The 16,673-nt window shown below is 66.0% G+C and carries 9 protein-coding genes; 5 read left to right on the top strand and 4 right to left on the bottom strand.

The genetic code is table 11. The features are described from left to right. Positions 1 to 385 precede the first annotated feature (385 nt). From ACFZDL_RS24305 to ACFZDL_RS24295, 3 genes are all read left to right on the top strand, one after another. The gene (locus tag ACFZDL_RS24305) at positions 386 to 4,117 is read left to right on the top strand and encodes a LamG-like jellyroll fold domain-containing protein (RefSeq protein ID WP_353592825.1); all 3,732 of its coding nucleotides are present in this window, start codon (positions 386 to 388) and stop codon (positions 4,115 to 4,117) included. Positions 4,118 to 4,201: 84 nt separating this feature from the next. Continuing rightward, complete coding sequence (locus tag ACFZDL_RS24300; protein WP_353592826.1) at positions 4,202 to 10,663, top strand: RHS repeat-associated core domain-containing protein; 6,462 nt, start codon at positions 4,202 to 4,204, stop codon at positions 10,661 to 10,663. A 187-nt stretch (positions 10,664 to 10,850) separates the two neighbouring features. Continuing rightward, positions 10,851 to 11,348 carry a hypothetical protein gene (locus tag ACFZDL_RS24295; protein ID WP_353592827.1) on the top strand — a complete coding sequence of 166 codons (498 nt, stop codon included), beginning with the start codon at positions 10,851 to 10,853 and terminating at the stop codon, positions 11,346 to 11,348. 236 nt (positions 11,349 to 11,584) lie between these two features. Here the strand turns inward: ACFZDL_RS24295 and ACFZDL_RS24290 are convergent, their stop codons facing one another. Together ACFZDL_RS24290 and ACFZDL_RS24285 are read right to left on the bottom strand one after the other, a co-directional pair. Continuing rightward, a complete protein-coding gene (locus ACFZDL_RS24290) occupies positions 11,585 to 11,953 on the bottom strand; it encodes a tyrosine-type recombinase/integrase (RefSeq protein ID WP_391192246.1) in 369 nt (122 codons plus the stop codon). 9 nt (positions 11,954 to 11,962) lie between these two features. Continuing rightward, positions 11,963 to 13,060 carry an integrase core domain-containing protein gene (locus ACFZDL_RS24285; RefSeq protein WP_353592828.1) on the bottom strand — a complete coding sequence of 366 codons (1,098 nt, stop codon included), beginning with the start codon at positions 13,058 to 13,060 and terminating at the stop codon, positions 11,963 to 11,965. Between the two features lie 557 nt (positions 13,061 to 13,617). Here ACFZDL_RS24285 and ACFZDL_RS24280 point away from each other — a divergent pair. Next, the gene (locus ACFZDL_RS24280; RefSeq protein WP_353592829.1) at positions 13,618 to 14,589 is read left to right on the top strand and encodes an aminoglycoside phosphotransferase family protein; all 972 of its coding nucleotides are present in this window, start codon (positions 13,618 to 13,620) and stop codon (positions 14,587 to 14,589) included. Between the two features lie 190 nt (positions 14,590 to 14,779). Here the strand turns inward: ACFZDL_RS24280 and ACFZDL_RS24275 are convergent, their stop codons facing one another. Next, positions 14,780 to 15,211: a DUF4259 domain-containing protein gene (locus ACFZDL_RS24275; RefSeq protein WP_353592830.1), complete on the bottom strand. Its 432-nt coding sequence runs from the start codon at positions 15,209 to 15,211 to the stop codon at positions 14,780 to 14,782. A 56-nt stretch (positions 15,212 to 15,267) separates the two neighbouring features. Beyond that, positions 15,268 to 15,915 (bottom strand): transposase, encoded by a 648-nt coding sequence (locus tag ACFZDL_RS24270; protein WP_353592831.1) that lies wholly within the window; start codon positions 15,913 to 15,915, stop codon positions 15,268 to 15,270. Between the two features lie 111 nt (positions 15,916 to 16,026). Between ACFZDL_RS24270 and ACFZDL_RS24265 the strand changes: the two genes are divergently transcribed. After that, positions 16,027 to 16,673 (top strand): site-specific integrase (locus ACFZDL_RS24265; protein WP_353592832.1); only part of this gene is annotated, 647 nt, incomplete at its 3' end.

The following is a 16,673-nucleotide window of genomic DNA, read 5'->3' as shown; positions in this document are numbered from 1 at the left end:
CATCCGAGGATGGGGTTCTTCCCTCGCTGTGGAAGGGGGCCCGCACATCTCTGGTGTCTTGCCTACGGCCGAGGGGCGGGGTGCAAGAGTGGCGGGCCTCGGTCAGTGATCGTTAGTGGGCGGTTGAGGAGCGGGGCGGGGTTTCGAGTGATCACTAAAGTCGTGCTGGAGGTCGTGTCAGACGGGTGGCTGTAAGTCACCCGTCCAGTGGAAACGTGATCTGCTTCACGTTGACGGAGGGAATCAGAGGGCCGTTAACTCGCTGCGCATTTGAAAATCTTGTGACTCTGGGGTGGGGACTGTGGAGTTGGGGTGGAGACCGAGGCGTGCGCGAGCGCGAAGACTCTGGTTACTTCCTGTGGTCGGTGGGGCGCTCGCGACGGAGATGCTGCTCTCCGTCCTGTCGCCGGTCGCGTCCCTCTCGCCTGTCGCGCATGCGGCGGCACCCGCGTCGGAGCTGTCGGAGGAGTCGGCGTCTGCACGGGCAGTGGCATCCGGCGAGCCTGTGGAAGTGACCTCGGCGCAGACTGAGTACTCGCAGACGGTGGCGAACCCGGACGGCACCTTCACCCTCACCCAGTCGACGGAGCCGCGGCGTGCGCGTGCCGCTGACGGTACGTGGCGCGACATCGATGTCACGTTGCAGAGGTACCCGGACGGCAGAGTGGGGCCGAAGTCCGCCGTGGTGGAGTTGTCGTTCTCCGGTGGCGGGAGCGGCTCGGGCATGTTGGCCATGGGGCGCGGTGAGCAGGAGTTACGGCTGGGCTGGCCCGGCTCGTTGCCGGCGCCGACGCTGGATGGGGCCACCGCCACATACCCGGATGTTTTTGCGGGGGTGGATCTGCAGCTCACGGCGACGGCCGAGGGCTACCGCGAGGTGCTGGTGGTCAAGACGGTTGAGGCGGCGGCCAACCCGGAACTGGAGAAGATCAAGCTCACCGCCACTGGGGACGGCCTGAGCGTGGTGCCGGGTGCCGGTGGTGGTGTGCGGGCGGTTGACGCGGATGGCAACGCGGTGTTCCGGGGCCCGGCGGGGCGGATGTGGGACTCGGCAGGGGAAGACACCGTGGGTGCGCGCACCCAGTCCCGGTCGGTACCGTCCGGGAAGCAGCGGAGCTTGAGCAACACCAAAGATGAATTGGCTCAGCCGGGCGAGGGTGATGCGACCGCCGAACTGCCGGTGACCGTCGGGAACGGCAGTGTTTCGGTGGAGCCGGACCTGGAGTTGCTGCGCGGGGAGAAGACCGCGTATCCGGTGTTCATCGATCCGTCCGTGGGTCTGGGGGCGTCGGAGTGGACGAAGCTGTCGTCCGACGGGGACAGGTTCTGGAAGTTCGACGAGCCGAAGGGTGTCGGCTTGTGCGGCAGCGCGGATGGCTACTACTGCGGGTCGGGCTACCGAGACCGGATGTACTTCGAGTTCGGCGCGTCGAAGCTGGCGGGTAAGCATGTGCTGGACGCGACGTTCCGGGCGTATGAGACGTGGTCGTTCAACTGCAACCCGTACTGGGTGGACCTCGAGCGGACCGACAACATTTCCGAGGGGACGCGCTGGCCGGGCCCGAAGCAGTTGGACCAGATGGGCGACCGCTATGTATCGGCTGGGCGGGGGGATCTGTGCAGCCCGGAGCAGCCGAACAAGTGGATCGAGTTCAACGACAACCCGGACGAGCCGGATGAGAACCTCACCTCCACGGTGCGGTCATTGGCGGACGGCAAGATATCCAGGCTGACGCTGATGCTGCGGGCCAAGGACGAGGGCGAGCCGCGGGCCTGGAAGCGGTTCGACTCCAACGCGGAGCTGAAGGTGTGGTACGCGCACAAGCCCGGCGTGCCGACGTCGGTCGGGGCCATCCCGGGCACGGGCACCAAAGCGCAGTGCCGTTCTTCATCGGATCCGCTGACGGTGACGGTGGACACGCCAACGGTCCAGGCGCGTGTGCAGACGAAGGTCGAAGCCCATGAGGGCGATGAAGAAGGATCCCTGCAGGCGGAGTTCGTGATGCAGCGCAGCAGCACGGACACGAACTCGGGATCCTGGTCGCAGGTGTGGAGCGATTACAAGCCGGACAGTGGCTGGGATCCGGACGGCACGCTAGAGAAGACGACGACGGACAAGCGGGCCGATGGCGGGCTGTACCGGTTCCGGGCACGGACCCAGTCGCACTGGGCGTACAACGGCAAGTCGGGCGATCTGTTCTCGCCCTACTCGGCATGGTGTTATCTGCGGATCGACTCCACCGCGCCCAAGGTGCCGGTCATCGTTCCCGGCGCCCCGTACACCGAGTGCACGGCCAACGACTGCGCAGCACACGGTGGCCCGGGCAAACCGGGGACCTTCACCTTCAAACCGAACGCTGCTGACAAGGACGTGAAGGCCTACCGGTGGCGGCTGCTGACCTCGGATGCCGATGCGACCAAGCGGGTGACTGCCCCGACCACGAATGCTTCGGTGCAGGTCAAGGACGTCAAGCCTGGTTTGCCTGGCACGCAGACGCTGTCGGTGGAGGCCAGTGATCTGAAGCTGGACAAGGAAGGGCGGGTGCGCTGGGGACCCCCTGCTGAACTGGCCTTCAAGGTGGCGGCTGCTCCCGGGCCGACCGGACGGTGGCGATTCGACGACGGCGGCCCCGGGTCGGGGTTGACGGTGGCGAAGGACACCGGCGAGGTGGGCACCCGCCACAACCTCGTACTGCGGGACGAGGCCGGCACTGGCTGGTCGACCCTCGCCAGGCGAGGTGCCGGCGACTATTCGCTGCGTCTGAACGACAACGTGAGCGATCCATCCCGGCAGGTGGGCTATGCCTCGACGGATGGCGCGGCCGTGAACACGCAGGATTCGTTCACCGTCTCCGCCTGGGCGTATCTCACCGACGCGTCGACTAATCACGTGGTGCTGTCGGCACCGGGGGAGTACGGCTCGGCACTCACCCTGTACTACTCGGCCGCCTACAAGAAGTGGGTCTTCAACCGGACTGACCGGGACAAGAACGATCCGGTGTACATTCGCTCGCTGGCGGATGCGGAAAGTCCTCCCTTGCGGGTGTGGACACACCTGACCGGTGTCTTCGACACACAGAACGACGCCGACAAGAGCAACGACACGATCCATCTGTTCATCAACGGACGACCTCAAGGCGACCCGATCGTCCTGGCCGACGTGGCGCCCACGTACGAGCCGTGGACGGTCGACCGCAACCTGATGATCGGACGGTCCAAGGTGGCAGGAGCGTACGGCGAGTACTTCCTGGGCCGCGTCGATGAGATCGCCGTCTGGCAGGACGCCCGTACTCCTGAGCAGATCCGGGAAGAAGACCGACTGGACAAGGATGGAGCGCCGACGAACGAACTGGTGGCGCACTGGGACGCCACCATCTCCCAGGGCAGTCAGGTGGTGGAGAGCCCGGAGGATCCGGATGACCCGGCCAGCACCACATTCCCCTACCGGCGCGGCCCCATGACACTGTCCGGGGCAGGCGCGACTCTGAGCGGCGAGGACGCGACGGCGCTGGTACTCAACGGCAGCTCCGGTTACGCCTCGGCCACGGGTCCGGTGGTTGATGAGACCGGTTCGTTTACGGTGTCGGCGCGGGTGCGACTGAATAAGGCGCTGCTCGCGGTCAAGCCGGTCGGTTACCGGGGACTGGTTGCCGCGCAGGCCACACCGGTCGGCAAGGAGTCGTCGTGGGCGTTGTGGGTGGAGAAGCCCGCGGAGGGCACCTACCAGTGGAAGTTCGGCCGGACGGCAGTCGACGGCACCGGGAAAGTGACGGACACCGCGCTGGCCGCCGCCCAGGAGACCGTGGGCGAGAAGGAATGGGACACCTGGGTCGATGTGACCGGGGTCTTCGACGCGGGACTCCCGTTCACCGATGGTGACGGCGATCAGCGATTCGGCGTAGCGCAGTTGTTCATCGGTCAGTTCGCTCAGCAGAGCCCATCAGACGTCGGCCTTGAGATGCCCCAGCAGGGCGGTGGAGCTCTCTCCGCGGGCAGGGGCTCGGCCGTCGGCGCCACGGGCCACTACCTTCCGGGCGATCTGGCGAAGATACGTGTGTGGACCGGCGCGATGACGCCCGAGCAAGTGGCTTCGCAGATCGCGCAACCTTCGACATAGCCGCCTCGGCCCTCGTACTCCACCTGTTTGTAGACCTTTGACGGTGTGCGGGCGCGTCGGCGCCCGCACACGAGGAGACTTGCCATGAACCAGTTCGGGTCCGGCATGCCCCGGATAGGCGGCACGGCACGCAGGAGACGATCCTGGGAGAGACGGTTCGCCGTCTTAGCGGGGTTCGCCCTGGTGCCGGGGCTGCTGTCTCCGGTCGCCTTCGCTGACGCTCCGGACCCGCTCGGAAAGCCCAAGCTGAAGGCACCCCGGTCCTCAACAGTCTCCCCGCTGACCAAGAGGGCGAATGACAAGAACGCCCGCGTGGTCAAAGCGTCCGAAGCCGCCGACCTGACCGCGGCCAGGCGGGCGAAGGCGGATCAGAAACGGTCGGTGTCCTGGCCCCGGCAGGGCCAGGAAACACTCACACTCGGCGCCAAGAAAACCGCCAAGGCAGAACCAGGCGCCCTCCCTGTGACGTTGACCCCTCCCACGGTCGGGAAGGACGGGAAGAAGGGACACGTCGCCCGCACCGTCACCGTCAAGGTCCTCGACCAGAAGGCGGCCGGCGAGCTCGGTGTCAAGGGCGTCGTGCTCACCGCCACGGGCCCCACGGACGGGGGCAGGGCCCGGCTCAGCGTTGACTACTCGGCGTTCGCTTCCGCTTACGGCGGTGACTGGGCCGGACGGCTTCAGGTGGTGAAGCTTGCGGACTGCGCTCTGGAAGCCCCTGCAGAAGCGCACTGCCGAAGCCGCGAGACCGTGCCTTTCACCAATGACCGGGCCGGCCGGCGTCTCGAGACCACGTTGTCCTTCGCCTCCGCACCCGCAGGGCAGTCAGTGGTGTTGGCCCTGGCAGCCGGGACCAAGTCGGGGTCCGGCGACTACAAGGCCACTCCGCTCGCGGCCTCCTCGACCTGGGAGGCCGGCGGCTCGTCCGGCAGCTTCACCTGGTCGTACCCGTTGCGGACCCCGCCCGCCGCGGCGGGGCCGTCCCCGGACCTGTCGATCTCCTACGACTCGGGCAGCGTGGACGGGCGCACCGCGTCCACGAACAACCAAGGAACCGCCATCGGTGAGGGTTTCGACCTCACCTCGTCCTTCATCGAGCGCAAGTACGGCTCCTGCGACGACGACGGGCAGGACGACAAGTTCGACCTGTGTTGGAAGTACGACAACGCCTCCCTCGTCCTGAACGGCAAGGCCACCGAGCTGGTCAAGGACGACACCAGTGGCCGATGGCGGCTGAAGAACGACGACGCCTCCACCGTCGAGCACCACACCGGCGCCGAGAACGATGACGACAACGGCGAGTACTGGACCGTCACCACCGGCGACGGCACGGTCTACACCTTCGGCCTCAACAAGCTCGACGGGGCCGGCGCGGACGACCGCACCGCGTCGGTGTGGACCGTGCCGGTCTTCGGAGACGATGAGGGGGAGCCCGGCTACGCGGACGGCAGCAGCTTCTCCGGCCGGGACAAGAAGCAGGCCTGGCGGTGGAACCTCGACCTCGTCGAGGACACCCACGGCAACGCCATGACCTACTGGTACAAGGCCGAGGAGAACAACTACGACAAGCTCGGCGACGACAACACCGGCACCGGCTACATCCGCGGCGGCTACCTGAAGGAGATCCGCTACGGCCAGCGCAAGGATGCCCTGTTCTCCGCAGCCCCCGCCGCCTCCAACAAGGTCGTCTTCGACTACGCCGAGCGGTGCCTGGCCTCCGGCACCGGCTGCGACTCGCTCACCAAGGACACCCGCGACAACTGGCCGGATATTCCCTTCGACGCGGTGTGCAAGGACGACGACAAGTGCACCGGTACGGTCAGCCCCTTCTTCTTCACCCGCAAGAGGATGACGGGCATCACCACCTACGCGTGGAACGCCGCCGCTTCCACCCCCGGCTATGCCGCCGTCGACACCTGGACACTGAAGCAGCTCTACCTCGACCCGGGCGACACTGGCGACACCGCTGACCAGTCCCTCTGGCTGGACGAGATCAAGCACACCGGAAAACACGGCAGCGATCTGGCCCTGGACCCGGTGAAGTTCACCCACGTCTTCCTGCCCAACCGCGTCGACGGGGCGAGCGACGACATCCTCTCCCTCGACAAGCCGCGCCTGAAGACGGTCACCTCCGAGGCTGGGGCCCAGACCATCGTCAGCTATGCGGAGGCCGACTGCGTGGCCGGGCAGACGATGCCCAAGGCCGACGAGAACACCCGCCTCTGCTACCCGGTGTACTGGTCGCCGAACGGCGAGAAGAACCCGGTCCTGGACTGGTTCCAGAAGTACCCGGTCACCGCCGTGTCCACCACCGACCCATACGGCGGCTCGGAGGCCGTGCAGAACACCTACAGCTATGAGGACGGGGGGGCCGCCTGGCACTACAACGACGACCCGATGACCCCGGCCAAGGAACGCACCTGGTCCATCTGGCGCGGCTTCGAGAAGGTCACCCACCTCACAGGGGACCGTGACAACACGCAGCTGAAGACGGTCACCGTCTATCTGCGCGGGATGAACGGCGACCGCGTCCTGGGGGCGGACGGCAAGACGCCCGACCCGGACAAGCGCAGACAGGCCAAGGTCACCGGCATCAAGGGCGAGGCCATCACCGACTCGGACCAGTACGCCGGGTTCACCCGCGAGACCGTCACCTACAGCGGGGACACCGAGGTGTCGGGCACGGTCAACGACCCGTGGTCCAAGCGCACCGCCACCCAGCACAAGTCGTACGCCGACACCGAGGCCTACTACGTCCGCACCGCCGCCACCCACACCCGCACCCGCATCACCAGCGGCCTAACCCCCGTGGACCGTGTGCGGACCACCGCCACCACGTACGACGACTACGGCATGGCCCAGACGGTCGAGGACCGCGGCGACGACGCCAAGTCCAACGACGAGACCTGCACCCGCACGTGGTACGCGCGAAATGACGACAAGGGCATCAACGCGCTGGTCTCCCGCACCCGCACCACCTCACAGCCCTGCGACACCCCGGACGCGGACCTCGACCTGCCCGCGGACTCCAGTCGGCAGGGCGACGTCATCTCCGACACCGCCACCGCCTACGACACCACCACTTGGAGCGCATCACAGAAGCCCACCAAGGGCGAGGCCCGGTGGACCGGGCGGGCCAAGGGCTACGGGACCGACAACGCCCCCGTGTGGCAGCAGACGAGTACCACCGCCTACGACACGCTGGGTCGGCCCACCGTGGTGAAGGACGCGCTGGACAACACCACCGCCACCAGCACCTACACACCGACCAGCACCGGACCCTTGACGTCGACCACAGTGGCTGACGCCAAGAGCTTCAAGACCACCACAACCCTCGACTTCGCCACCGGAGCCACGCTCAAGGTCACCGACCCGAATAACAAGATCACCGAGAGCGAGTACGACGCGCTCGGCCGGGTCACCAAAGTCTGGCTGCCGAACCACACCAAGGTCCTGTGGCCGACCACACCGAACTACACCTACGGCTACCACCTCAACAGCACCTCGCTGCCCTGGATCTCCACCAGCGCACTCAGGGGCGACGGCTCCGGCTACAACACCACTTACGAGATCTACGACTCGCTCCTGCGTGCCCGCCAGGTCCAGTCACCCACCCCGGTCGGCGGCCGGCTGATCGGCCTGACCCTGTATGACGACCGGGGACTTGCGGTCAGCTCTCAGGTGGACATCTGGGACGAGACCGCGTCCCCCTCGGGCACACCCGTGCAGACCGAGGGCAGCCAGGCCCCCGTCCAGACCGACACAACCTACGACGGCGCCGGGCGGGCCACCAAGACGGTCACCAAGAACTACGGCGTCACCCGCTGGACCACCGAGACCACCTACACCGGCGACACCGTCACCACCAGCGCCCCCGCCGGCGGCCAGGGCGTCGCCGAGGTCACCGATGTCCGCGGGCAGACCACCGAGCGCCGCGAATACGCGAGCCCCAAGCCGACGGGCACCGAATTCGCCACCACCGGCTTCACCTACACCCCCGGCGGTCTGCAGAAGACCATCACCGGTCCGGACAAGGCCACCTGGTCCTACTCCTATGACCTGGCCGGACGGCAGGTCGAGGCAGACGACCCGGACAAGGGCAAGACCACCACCAGCTACAACGCCCTCGACCAGGTCACCAGCAGCACCAACGCCGAGAAGCAGACCCTCGTCTACGACTACGACGAACTCGGCCGCCAGACGGGCATGTGGAGTGGCACCAAGACGGATGCCAACAAGCTCGCCGCCTGGACCTTCGACACTCTGGCCAAGGGGCAGCAGGACACCGCCGTCCGCTATGACGGAGGCCTGGCCGGCAAGGCGTACACGCGGAAAGTGACCGAGTACGACAGCCTCTACCAGGTCAAGGGCAGCGAGCTCACGCTGCCCGACGAGGATCCGCTCGTCAAGGCGGGCGTACCCAAGACCCTGGCCTTCACCACCGGCTACCGCCTCGACGGCACCATCAGCCAGAGTCGTGAACCGGCCGTCGGCGGACTCGCCGCCGAGACCGTCTCCTACACGTACAACGCCACCGGCCAGCAGCTCACTTCCCTGGGCACCACCGGATACCTCCAAGGCGCCACCTTCTCTCCGCAAGGGGACCTGCGTCAGCTGACCGTGGGCATGTCCGGGACCAGCTCGGCGAAGAAGGCTTACCTCAACTACGACTACGAGCCCGGCACCCGCCGCCTGACCCGCTCCTACGTCACCGACGACGTCCACGGTTACATGCCGCAGGAGCTGAAGTTCACCCAGGACGACGCGGGCAACGTCACCTCCATCTTCGACAGTACGACACTCGGCGGCACCGGCAAGGCCGACTATCAGTGCTTCGCATACGACGGCTACCGCCGCATGACCGAGGCCTGGACCCCGGCCACCGCCAACTGCGCTACCACCGGCCGCACCACCGCCAACCTCGCCGGCGCCGCCCCCTACTGGACCAGCTACCACTACAACACCGCAGGCCAGCGGGACGAGCAGACCGAACACACCACAGCCGGCGACACCAAAACCACCTACACCTACGGCACCCAGACCGGCCAGCCCCACCCTCTCACCAAAACCGAAACCAACGGCAGGGCACCCCGCACCTACACCTACGACAAGACCGGTAACACCACCGGCCGCCCCGGCACCCAGGCGACCCAGACCCTGACCTGGAACCCCGAAGGCAAACTCGCCACCACCACCGAACCCGCCGCCGGCAGCAAACCCGCCACCGCCACCGGCTACCTCTACGACGCCGACGGCGAACTCCTCATCCGCCGCGCCACCACCACCGACGGCGACACCGTCCTCTACCTCGGCGCCACCGAAGTACGCCTCACCGTCAAGGGCGGCACCAAGACCCTGTCCGGCACCCGCTACTACACGGCCAACGGCCAGACCATCGCCGTCCGCACCGCCAGCACGGCGACCACCGGCACCAAACTGTCCTTCCTGGCCGCTGACCACCACGGCACCTCCAGCATCGCCCTGGACGCCACCACCTACGCCATCACCAAGCGCTATACCACCCCCTTCGGCGCCCCACGCGGCCAAAAACCACAAGCCTGGCCCGACGACAAATCCTTCCTCGGCAAACCCGCCGACACCACCACCGGCCTCACCCACATCGGCGCCCGCGAATACGATCCGATCCTCGGTCAATTCCTCAGCACCGACCCACTCCTGAGCCCCGGGCAAGCCCAATCCCTCAACGGCTACAGCTACGCCAACCAGAACCCGGCCACCGCGTCCGACCCCACCGGCCTGTGCATGGACCCTGGCAACGGACGCTGCATGCCGACCAACGGCGGCGATGCAGGCAAAGACGCACCACCGGAGGACCGCTACCCTCGAGGCAGCAGTAACGGCACCGGCCGCAGTTCAGGCGCGGGTACTGCTCAGTCGAGCAGTACAGGTGAACTTATAAATAGTTCTGAAGCCAACAAGCGACACAATGAAGCTCAGCGTGTCGCTATTGAGTATTTACGTCTGACTCACCCCGGGGCTACGGTGCAGGCTGAGTACGAGATTTTAGGTGCAGGGAAGAATGGTGCAACCGATGGCTCGGCCGACATTGTGATGCTGGAGGCCGGTGTTCTGTACATATGGGAAGTGAAGTCCGGGCGACGCGGTAAGGATGAGAAGGTGGCTGCGGCCGAGGTAGCGCACTATGTTAAAATGGAGAGAATTCTCCAAAACGGTCCGGGAGGGCAACATTTGCAAGTTAAGGCAGGTTTCGACATCCCTCAACTTGTGACCCCCGATGTGGTGCAAAAGGACCGCGTCCTGGTGACTGTTTCAACAAACAAGAAGCGGGCCGACCTCGTGGGTAAGGGTAAGCACGACGGGGCAATAAGCTGGTGGACCCGCAGGAGTTCTGGCCCCAAGGATCCGTCGTTGAAACCCTATCCCAGAACCGTCCCGGCCAGAGTCTGGGACTGGAGTCCCAGCCCAAGTGCGGTGAAAAACATCAAAAAAGGCATTGCCTATGGGACTGCAACGGCTGCAGGCATCGCTCTCACCATTTTGACTGGCGGTGCTGCGACTCCGTAAGACCCCTGTAGCCCCTGGCTCCCCTGCGACGGAATGCCAAGGCCTTCAGTAGGGCAGAGAGGGCGTGGAGGGCCAACACTGTTCAGCAGGTGTGGCAGTGATTTCCGATCTTGCGGAAGGCGTCAACAGCGGTTGAATTGGCTCGACTGCTGTTGATGACTCCCCTGTCATTGAAATAGGAAATAGCATGAGCGAGTTTACGAACTTCATTGGATCTGTGTCGATTGATCCGCTGCTGAATGAGAGTGAAGTCCTCTATCTGCAAAGGTTCTCGAATACTCGCAGGATGGCGCGCACCTCTGGTCCTTACTCCACCGTTGAAACTGGACGTCTTGTTGTGCCGGACGGCGATATCCTGGACGTTAATGAGCCCCCTGCCGGGCAGCCTGGTCTATATTGCCAATGGACCCCCGACGAATCGGGTGCTTCACTGGAATGGAGTCGGCGCAGTAAATTTCCGTTTGCGGCGGAGTGGATGTCTTATATAATTGACCAATTCCTTAAGCCTGGGGCTGCTCTGGCTGACGAGATGGCGGCGCCGATAAAAAACAGATACTATGCACCTGAATTCCTGGAATTTACATTCAATCACACCCTGGATGGCGAAGTGGTGGGAGTCGGGGAGTTTGGGGAGCGTTGCACGATTATCGTAAGTGGAAATCAGGTGAGGACTGAGGAGAGTTGAAATCCTGTCCGACCGGAGTGTGCTCGGTGGCCCGTTTATGGCGGCTAAGAATTCGCTGGGACAGCCGCTGAGAGTGGCGTTCTGTTTCTCTGTGCGGCGGTGTACGGATCCCAAGCAGACTGCTACTGGGGGTCAAGGGGTCGCAGGTTCAAATCCTGTCGTCCCGACGGTGCACAAAGCCCGCTGGTGGGGAGTGAATCCCCAGCTCAGCGGGCTTTCGCACGTTACGAGGCCGGTCACTTCACCAGCCGCAGATGCCGTTTCGGGCGATCTTCTGGGACCAGTTTGGGACCAGTCGCGGTCCGGCCGGCCGCAAGATGCTCGCTGAGCGCGGCCCCGGCCAGGTCGATGGAGCGGCGGTTGGGGTGCAGGTAGCGCTGAGTCGTGGTGAGCGAGCCGAGTCCGGCGATCTTCCGGAGCACATGGAGGGGGACCCCGGCGTCCGCCATCCAGGTGAGTCCGGTGTGCCGAAGGCCGTGGCGTCGCAGATGCTCGTACCCGAGCCGGACCACGACTTCATCCCAGTGGGTAGCATCCCGCAGGACAGCGGTCGTGATCCGGCCCCCGCGCGGTCCGGTGAACAGTGCCCTTGCCGGAAATCTCATCCGTGCAGGTCACGCTGCATGTCGGTATTCGTGGAGGATGCCGCCGAGGCGATCGTGTCGACGTATGGGGAGGCGGGCTAACGTGTCCGGGTCGTCGATGGGTGGGGGCAAGGGGTGTAGCGGTCTGGCGTTCGCGATGCCTTGGTGTGGTCGGTGTCCGTTGTAGAACTGCTCGAACTCGCGCAGGGTGGCGAGGAGATGTCGCTGGTTCCAGATCAACGTCCGGTCCAGGAGCTCGCGGCGACAGGTCTGTATCCACCTTTCCATGATCGAGTTCATCCTGGGCGTCTGGATGCCGCTGAGGACGACGTCGATTCCTGCGTCCTTGAGGATGGCATCGAAGAGGGCGGGGAACTTCCCGTCCCGGTCCCGGATCATGAACCGTGCCCGGCAGCCGAGGTCTTCGAGGTCCATGACGAGGTTCTTCGCTGCTTGCGCTACCCAGGAGGCGGTCGGATGCGCGGTGGCGCCCAGGATGCGGATCCGGCGACTGCTGTGTTCGATTACTACGAGCACATACATCCGCATGCCTGACAGGGTGACTGTCTCCATGAAGTCACAGGCCAGCAGGGCATCAGCCTGAGCGCGAAGGAAGGTGGCCCAGGTACTGGAGGTCCGCTCGGGTGCTGGGTCGATGCCAGCCTCCTTCACGATTTCACAGACGGTGGACGCGCCCACCTTCACACCCAGCACGAGCAGCTCGCCGTGCAGACGCCTGTACCCCCAGCTCGGGTTCTCCTTCGCCAGCCGCAGCACCAGGACGCGGATCGAGCGCACCGTGCGCGGCCGTCCCGGGCGCTTGGACCGGCAGGCGGCGGCATGGCGGCGCGCGACGAGGCTGCGGTGCCAGCGCAGCACCGTGTCGGGGCGTACGAGCAGCCGTAATCTTCGCAGGACGTGCAGCGGCAACCGGTGCAGCAGCGCCGCCAGGAAGGCCCGATCGCTCGGCGTGAACCGGATCTTTTCGTTGCCGAGTTGGCGTTCCAGCACGGTGATCTGGTGGCGCAGGGCGAGGATCTCAGCGTCCTTGTTTCGGTCGGTCATCGGCAGCAGGCGAAGCATCGCGAACGCGTTCGACACGCCCAGGTAAGCCAGTCGCAGCAGCACGATCGATCATCATGACGTGCTGACGGCAGCTGCGCGAGAGCGTCGGCTCAGACGACCGCGGCCAGATTTCGGGAAACCCGATGCACCGGCCCCTACCAGGGCGGATGAGGTTTCTGGCAGGGGCAGATGGTCCCTCATCTACCGGGCCGGCGCCGCCTCCACCGTCCTGCTCCCCGCGCCCGCGGGGATGGTCCCACCATGGCCGATGCGATGTACGACGCCGGGTCCTGCTCCCCGCGCCCGCGGGGATGGTGCTGACCACTCCAGGTTTCTGTCCGACGGCCCGCCGCTCTCCGATGTCCTTGGACGGGGAAGTCAGTCGACGGCGGTCGTCCGACGTGCTGCGACCAACTTCCCTGTCGAGGATGGCCGTGCGAGGACAGCGGCCGGGCGCGGCGACATGTTCTGGACATCACTGCGTCGCCCGTCGGGTGGTCACGTCGAGGAGGGGGAAAGCGCCGTCGGCCAGGGCTGCCTCAGATCGCGTGGGACGTTGAGGCCGGGCAGCGTTCTCACACAAAATGATCGTTATCCGCTGAAGACGGGGGAAGACCACGATGACAGGCGACCGCGACGAACGTCACCTCGCGCGGGGCTTGGTCATGCCCGAGGCCACAGGTAGCCGAAGGATGGCCTGGGCAGCGCTGCCCCGGGAGGTGACGGCCCGGATCGAGCAAATGCTCGGCAGCCCAGTTGCTGGCGCGTCCAGCCAGCCAGGCGGCTTTTCCGAAGGGCTGGCCGCGCGAGTGAACTTGGCGAACGGCAAGCATGCGTTCATCAAGGCAGCGAGCTCGCTGGTGGCGCCGGCAGTGGCGGACTTCCACCGCCGGGAGACCGCGGTCTCACAGCGACTCCCCGCGGAAGCGCCAGCACCGCGGTTGCTCGATGCGTACGACGACGGCACCTGGGTGGTGCTGGCCTTCGAGGACATCCCTGGACGTCTGCCCGCCCAGCCGTGGCAGCCGGACGAACTCGACAGGGTGCTCGCGGCGGTCACCGACATGACCGAGGCCCTGACCCCATCGCCCGTGGACAAGGCAATCTTGAGCAAGCCGCGCCTCGGGGGATGGCTGGAGGTGGCTGCGGATGCCGCCGTCAGGGCCAAGGTAGGGGAGTTGTCACCGTGGGCGGCCCGCCATTTAGACGACCTCGTCGCCCTGGAACAGAACGCCTCCCTCGTCGGCAGCACCCTCCTGCACGGAGATCTATATCCGTTCAACATCATGCTCACCGCGGACCGTGTCTTCGTCGTCGACTGGCCGCATGCCTGGATCGGACCCCGGCACTGTGACACGGTCACACTGCTGTCGAGCGCGTGGCTCAGCGGTGTAGAGCCACAGCCGATCGCAGAGCGCCACCCCCTGATCCGTGACCTCGATCCCGTCCGCGTCAATGAAGTGCTGGCACTGCAGGCGGGATTCCTGCTGCAAGTGGCCGCCGCGGCTGGACCGGCAGCCGATCGCCACCTCGTGGCCATGATGACCGCCCTGGGCCTTGCCTCGCTGCGCTGGCTGGGACAGCGGATGTGAAGCGGAACGTGCTGCCTCCACTCGGCTGCCAGTGAAGTCGGTCGCCGCCGCCTTGCTGACCCGCGGCGACCCGCTTTGGTGTCAAGAGTCGTCCGCTGAGCGACAGTGGACACCCGGGCGGCGGGCCGGCACCATGCAGCGACGTCATTTCTCGGGTTCTGACTCAAGTTCCGTGCTGAGTGACGCTCCGTTACGGCTGGACATCGAAGAGAGCGATGGAAGGGGGTGGCGGGGCAAGCACTGCGCGAAGGCGCGTGAGTATGGCTCGCCACTGCTTCCAGTTCTCCGGGTCGACCCAGTTTGAGGCTGGCCCATCCTCGTCGCTGACGATGCGGGCGAGGGCTTCGTCGGCGAGTGCGCGCAGGTCGGAGGGGAACAGGGGCATAGGTGTTTCGGGGCCGTAGGGCGTGACGACGGGGTCGCTTTCCGGGCATTGCGCCGCGATCAAGGCGGCGGCGGCCACTGCCTCTTCCGCTTCCGTGAGATAGCCGGTTGCGTCGATCGTTCGGACGAGGACGCCTCGGATCAGGGCTTCTCGTGCCTTGGGCCCGGCTTCGTCGAGTGCGTTGGCGAAGTCTGCGGCTGTGTCGTTGTCGAAGGGGCCGGTATCCCAGGTGCCCATGCTGATCTCCTTGCGTATGGTCGCCCGGATCCTCGCATCAGGCACTGACAACACGATTACGGGGCGAGCAGGACCCGTTTGCGAAGAAGATTGAAGCCTGCGCGGCCGAACATCTGGCGCTTGAGCATCTTGATCCGGTTGACGTGGCCTTCGACGACTCCGGAGTTCCAGGGCAGGGTGAGGCCGGCGATGACGGCATCGCGGTCTCGGTCGATGCCGGCGGCGAGGGTGTGGAGGCTGGGAAGGTCGTCCTGCCGGACGGCGTCGAGCCAGTCCGGAAGTCGTTCGCCTTGGCGCTCGGTGAGCATGGTCGCGAAGGACCGGACGTGGCGGGTCAGAGCGTCGAGTTCGGCGCAGTGAGTCCGGACGGACTTGAGTTGGATCTGCTCGGACTCGGTGAGGGTGTCCGGGCGGCGAAGGATCCATCCGGCGACCGTTCGGGGCGAGAGCGGCCGTGCGGTCACCGGCCGTGGCGAGGTGCGCTTGTCGTGCAGGTAGGCGCGGACGCGCTGGTAGCTGCCTTTGTAGCCGAGGGGCAGGATCTCCTCCCAGAGTTTCCAGGCGTTGGTGCAGCCCTCGTTCCAGCGGTCGTCCAGGTAAGGCCTGTAGTCGTCGAGGACGGAGGGCCGATTCTGCCATTGGCCGGTGAAGAGGTCCTCCGGCTTCGAGGCATCGGCGAACTGTTTGACGGTCCGCCAGGTCATCCCGAGTTGTCGCTGGATCGAGCGTTGGCTGTGGCCTGCCTCCAGGTGGCCATGGCGACTCGGTCTGGCCCGCGGCCGGGACTGTCACGGGTTGGGGCTCAGGTAACGCGGGTGTCACGCTCCCGCCGCCTGGGACGCTCGATGGGGTCCTTCGCCCGCGCGCTGGAGGACTTCTTCACCCTCAACGGCCTGGCCGTGCCCACCGACCAGGCCGAACGGCTCGCCGCCGGGCGGCGCAAACGCCGCATCGATGCCGTCCCTGAACCTCTCCGTCCCGCCGTCGCCGCCTTCGACGCCTCCCGCATGCGGGCCCAGGAGCGGGCCCGCCGGGCTGGCACCCGACCCCGCAGCAACCACACTCTGGAAACGGCCCTGGCCACCCTGCGTGACCTGGCCCTCTTTCTTGTGGATCATCGAGGCAAGAACGACTGGGCCCTGTCCGAGGTGCACGACGTCGAAGCCTTCCTGGCCACCCTGCCCCGAGCTCGCAAGCGGCGGCTGACCGTACTGCGGCAGTTCTTCCGCTTCGCCCGCTCCCAGCACATCGTCCTGGTCGACCCGACCCTCACCCTGACCGCGAAGGAGCCGAACGGCTTCCGCGGCAGAACCCTCACCCTCGACCAGCAGCGTGAGCTCTTCCGCCGCTGGACCACTGACGAACAGGTCCACCCGCACGAAGCCCTGGTGGGCATGCTCGCCCTGCTCCACGGTGCCTCCAGCTCGGAGGTCCGGTTGCTGCAGGTCACCGACCTCGACCC

Origin of the sequence: Streptomyces sp. NPDC007917 (assembly GCF_042959105.1) — a bacterium.
Taxonomy (GTDB): domain Bacteria; phylum Actinomycetota; class Actinomycetes; order Streptomycetales; family Streptomycetaceae; genus Streptomyces.
The sequence above is the reverse complement of the archived record's forward strand: the minus strand, read 5'-3'. Positions and strand labels throughout refer to the sequence as shown.

What these genes read in the sequence shown, in the direction of transcription:
- ACFZDL_RS24305 (WP_353592825.1), top strand. Translation starts at nt 386, where the DNA reads ATGCTGCTCTCCGTCCTGTCGCCGGTCGCGTCCCTCTCGCCTGTCGCG.
- ACFZDL_RS24300 (WP_353592826.1), top strand. Translation starts at nt 4,202, where the DNA reads ATGAACCAGTTCGGGTCCGGCATGCCCCGGATAGGCGGCACGGCACGC.
- ACFZDL_RS24295 (WP_353592827.1), top strand. Translation starts at nt 10,851, where the DNA reads ATGAGCGAGTTTACGAACTTCATTGGATCTGTGTCGATTGATCCGCTG.
- ACFZDL_RS24290 (WP_391192246.1), bottom strand. Translation starts at nt 11,953, where the DNA reads ATGAGATTTCCGGCAAGGGCACTGTTCACCGGACCGCGCGGGGGCCGG.
- ACFZDL_RS24280 (WP_353592829.1), top strand. Translation starts at nt 13,618, where the DNA reads ATGACAGGCGACCGCGACGAACGTCACCTCGCGCGGGGCTTGGTCATG.
- ACFZDL_RS24275 (WP_353592830.1), bottom strand. Translation starts at nt 15,211, where the DNA reads ATGGGCACCTGGGATACCGGCCCCTTCGACAACGACACAGCCGCAGAC.
- ACFZDL_RS24270 (WP_353592831.1), bottom strand. Translation starts at nt 15,915, where the DNA reads ATGACCTGGCGGACCGTCAAACAGTTCGCCGATGCCTCGAAGCCGGAG.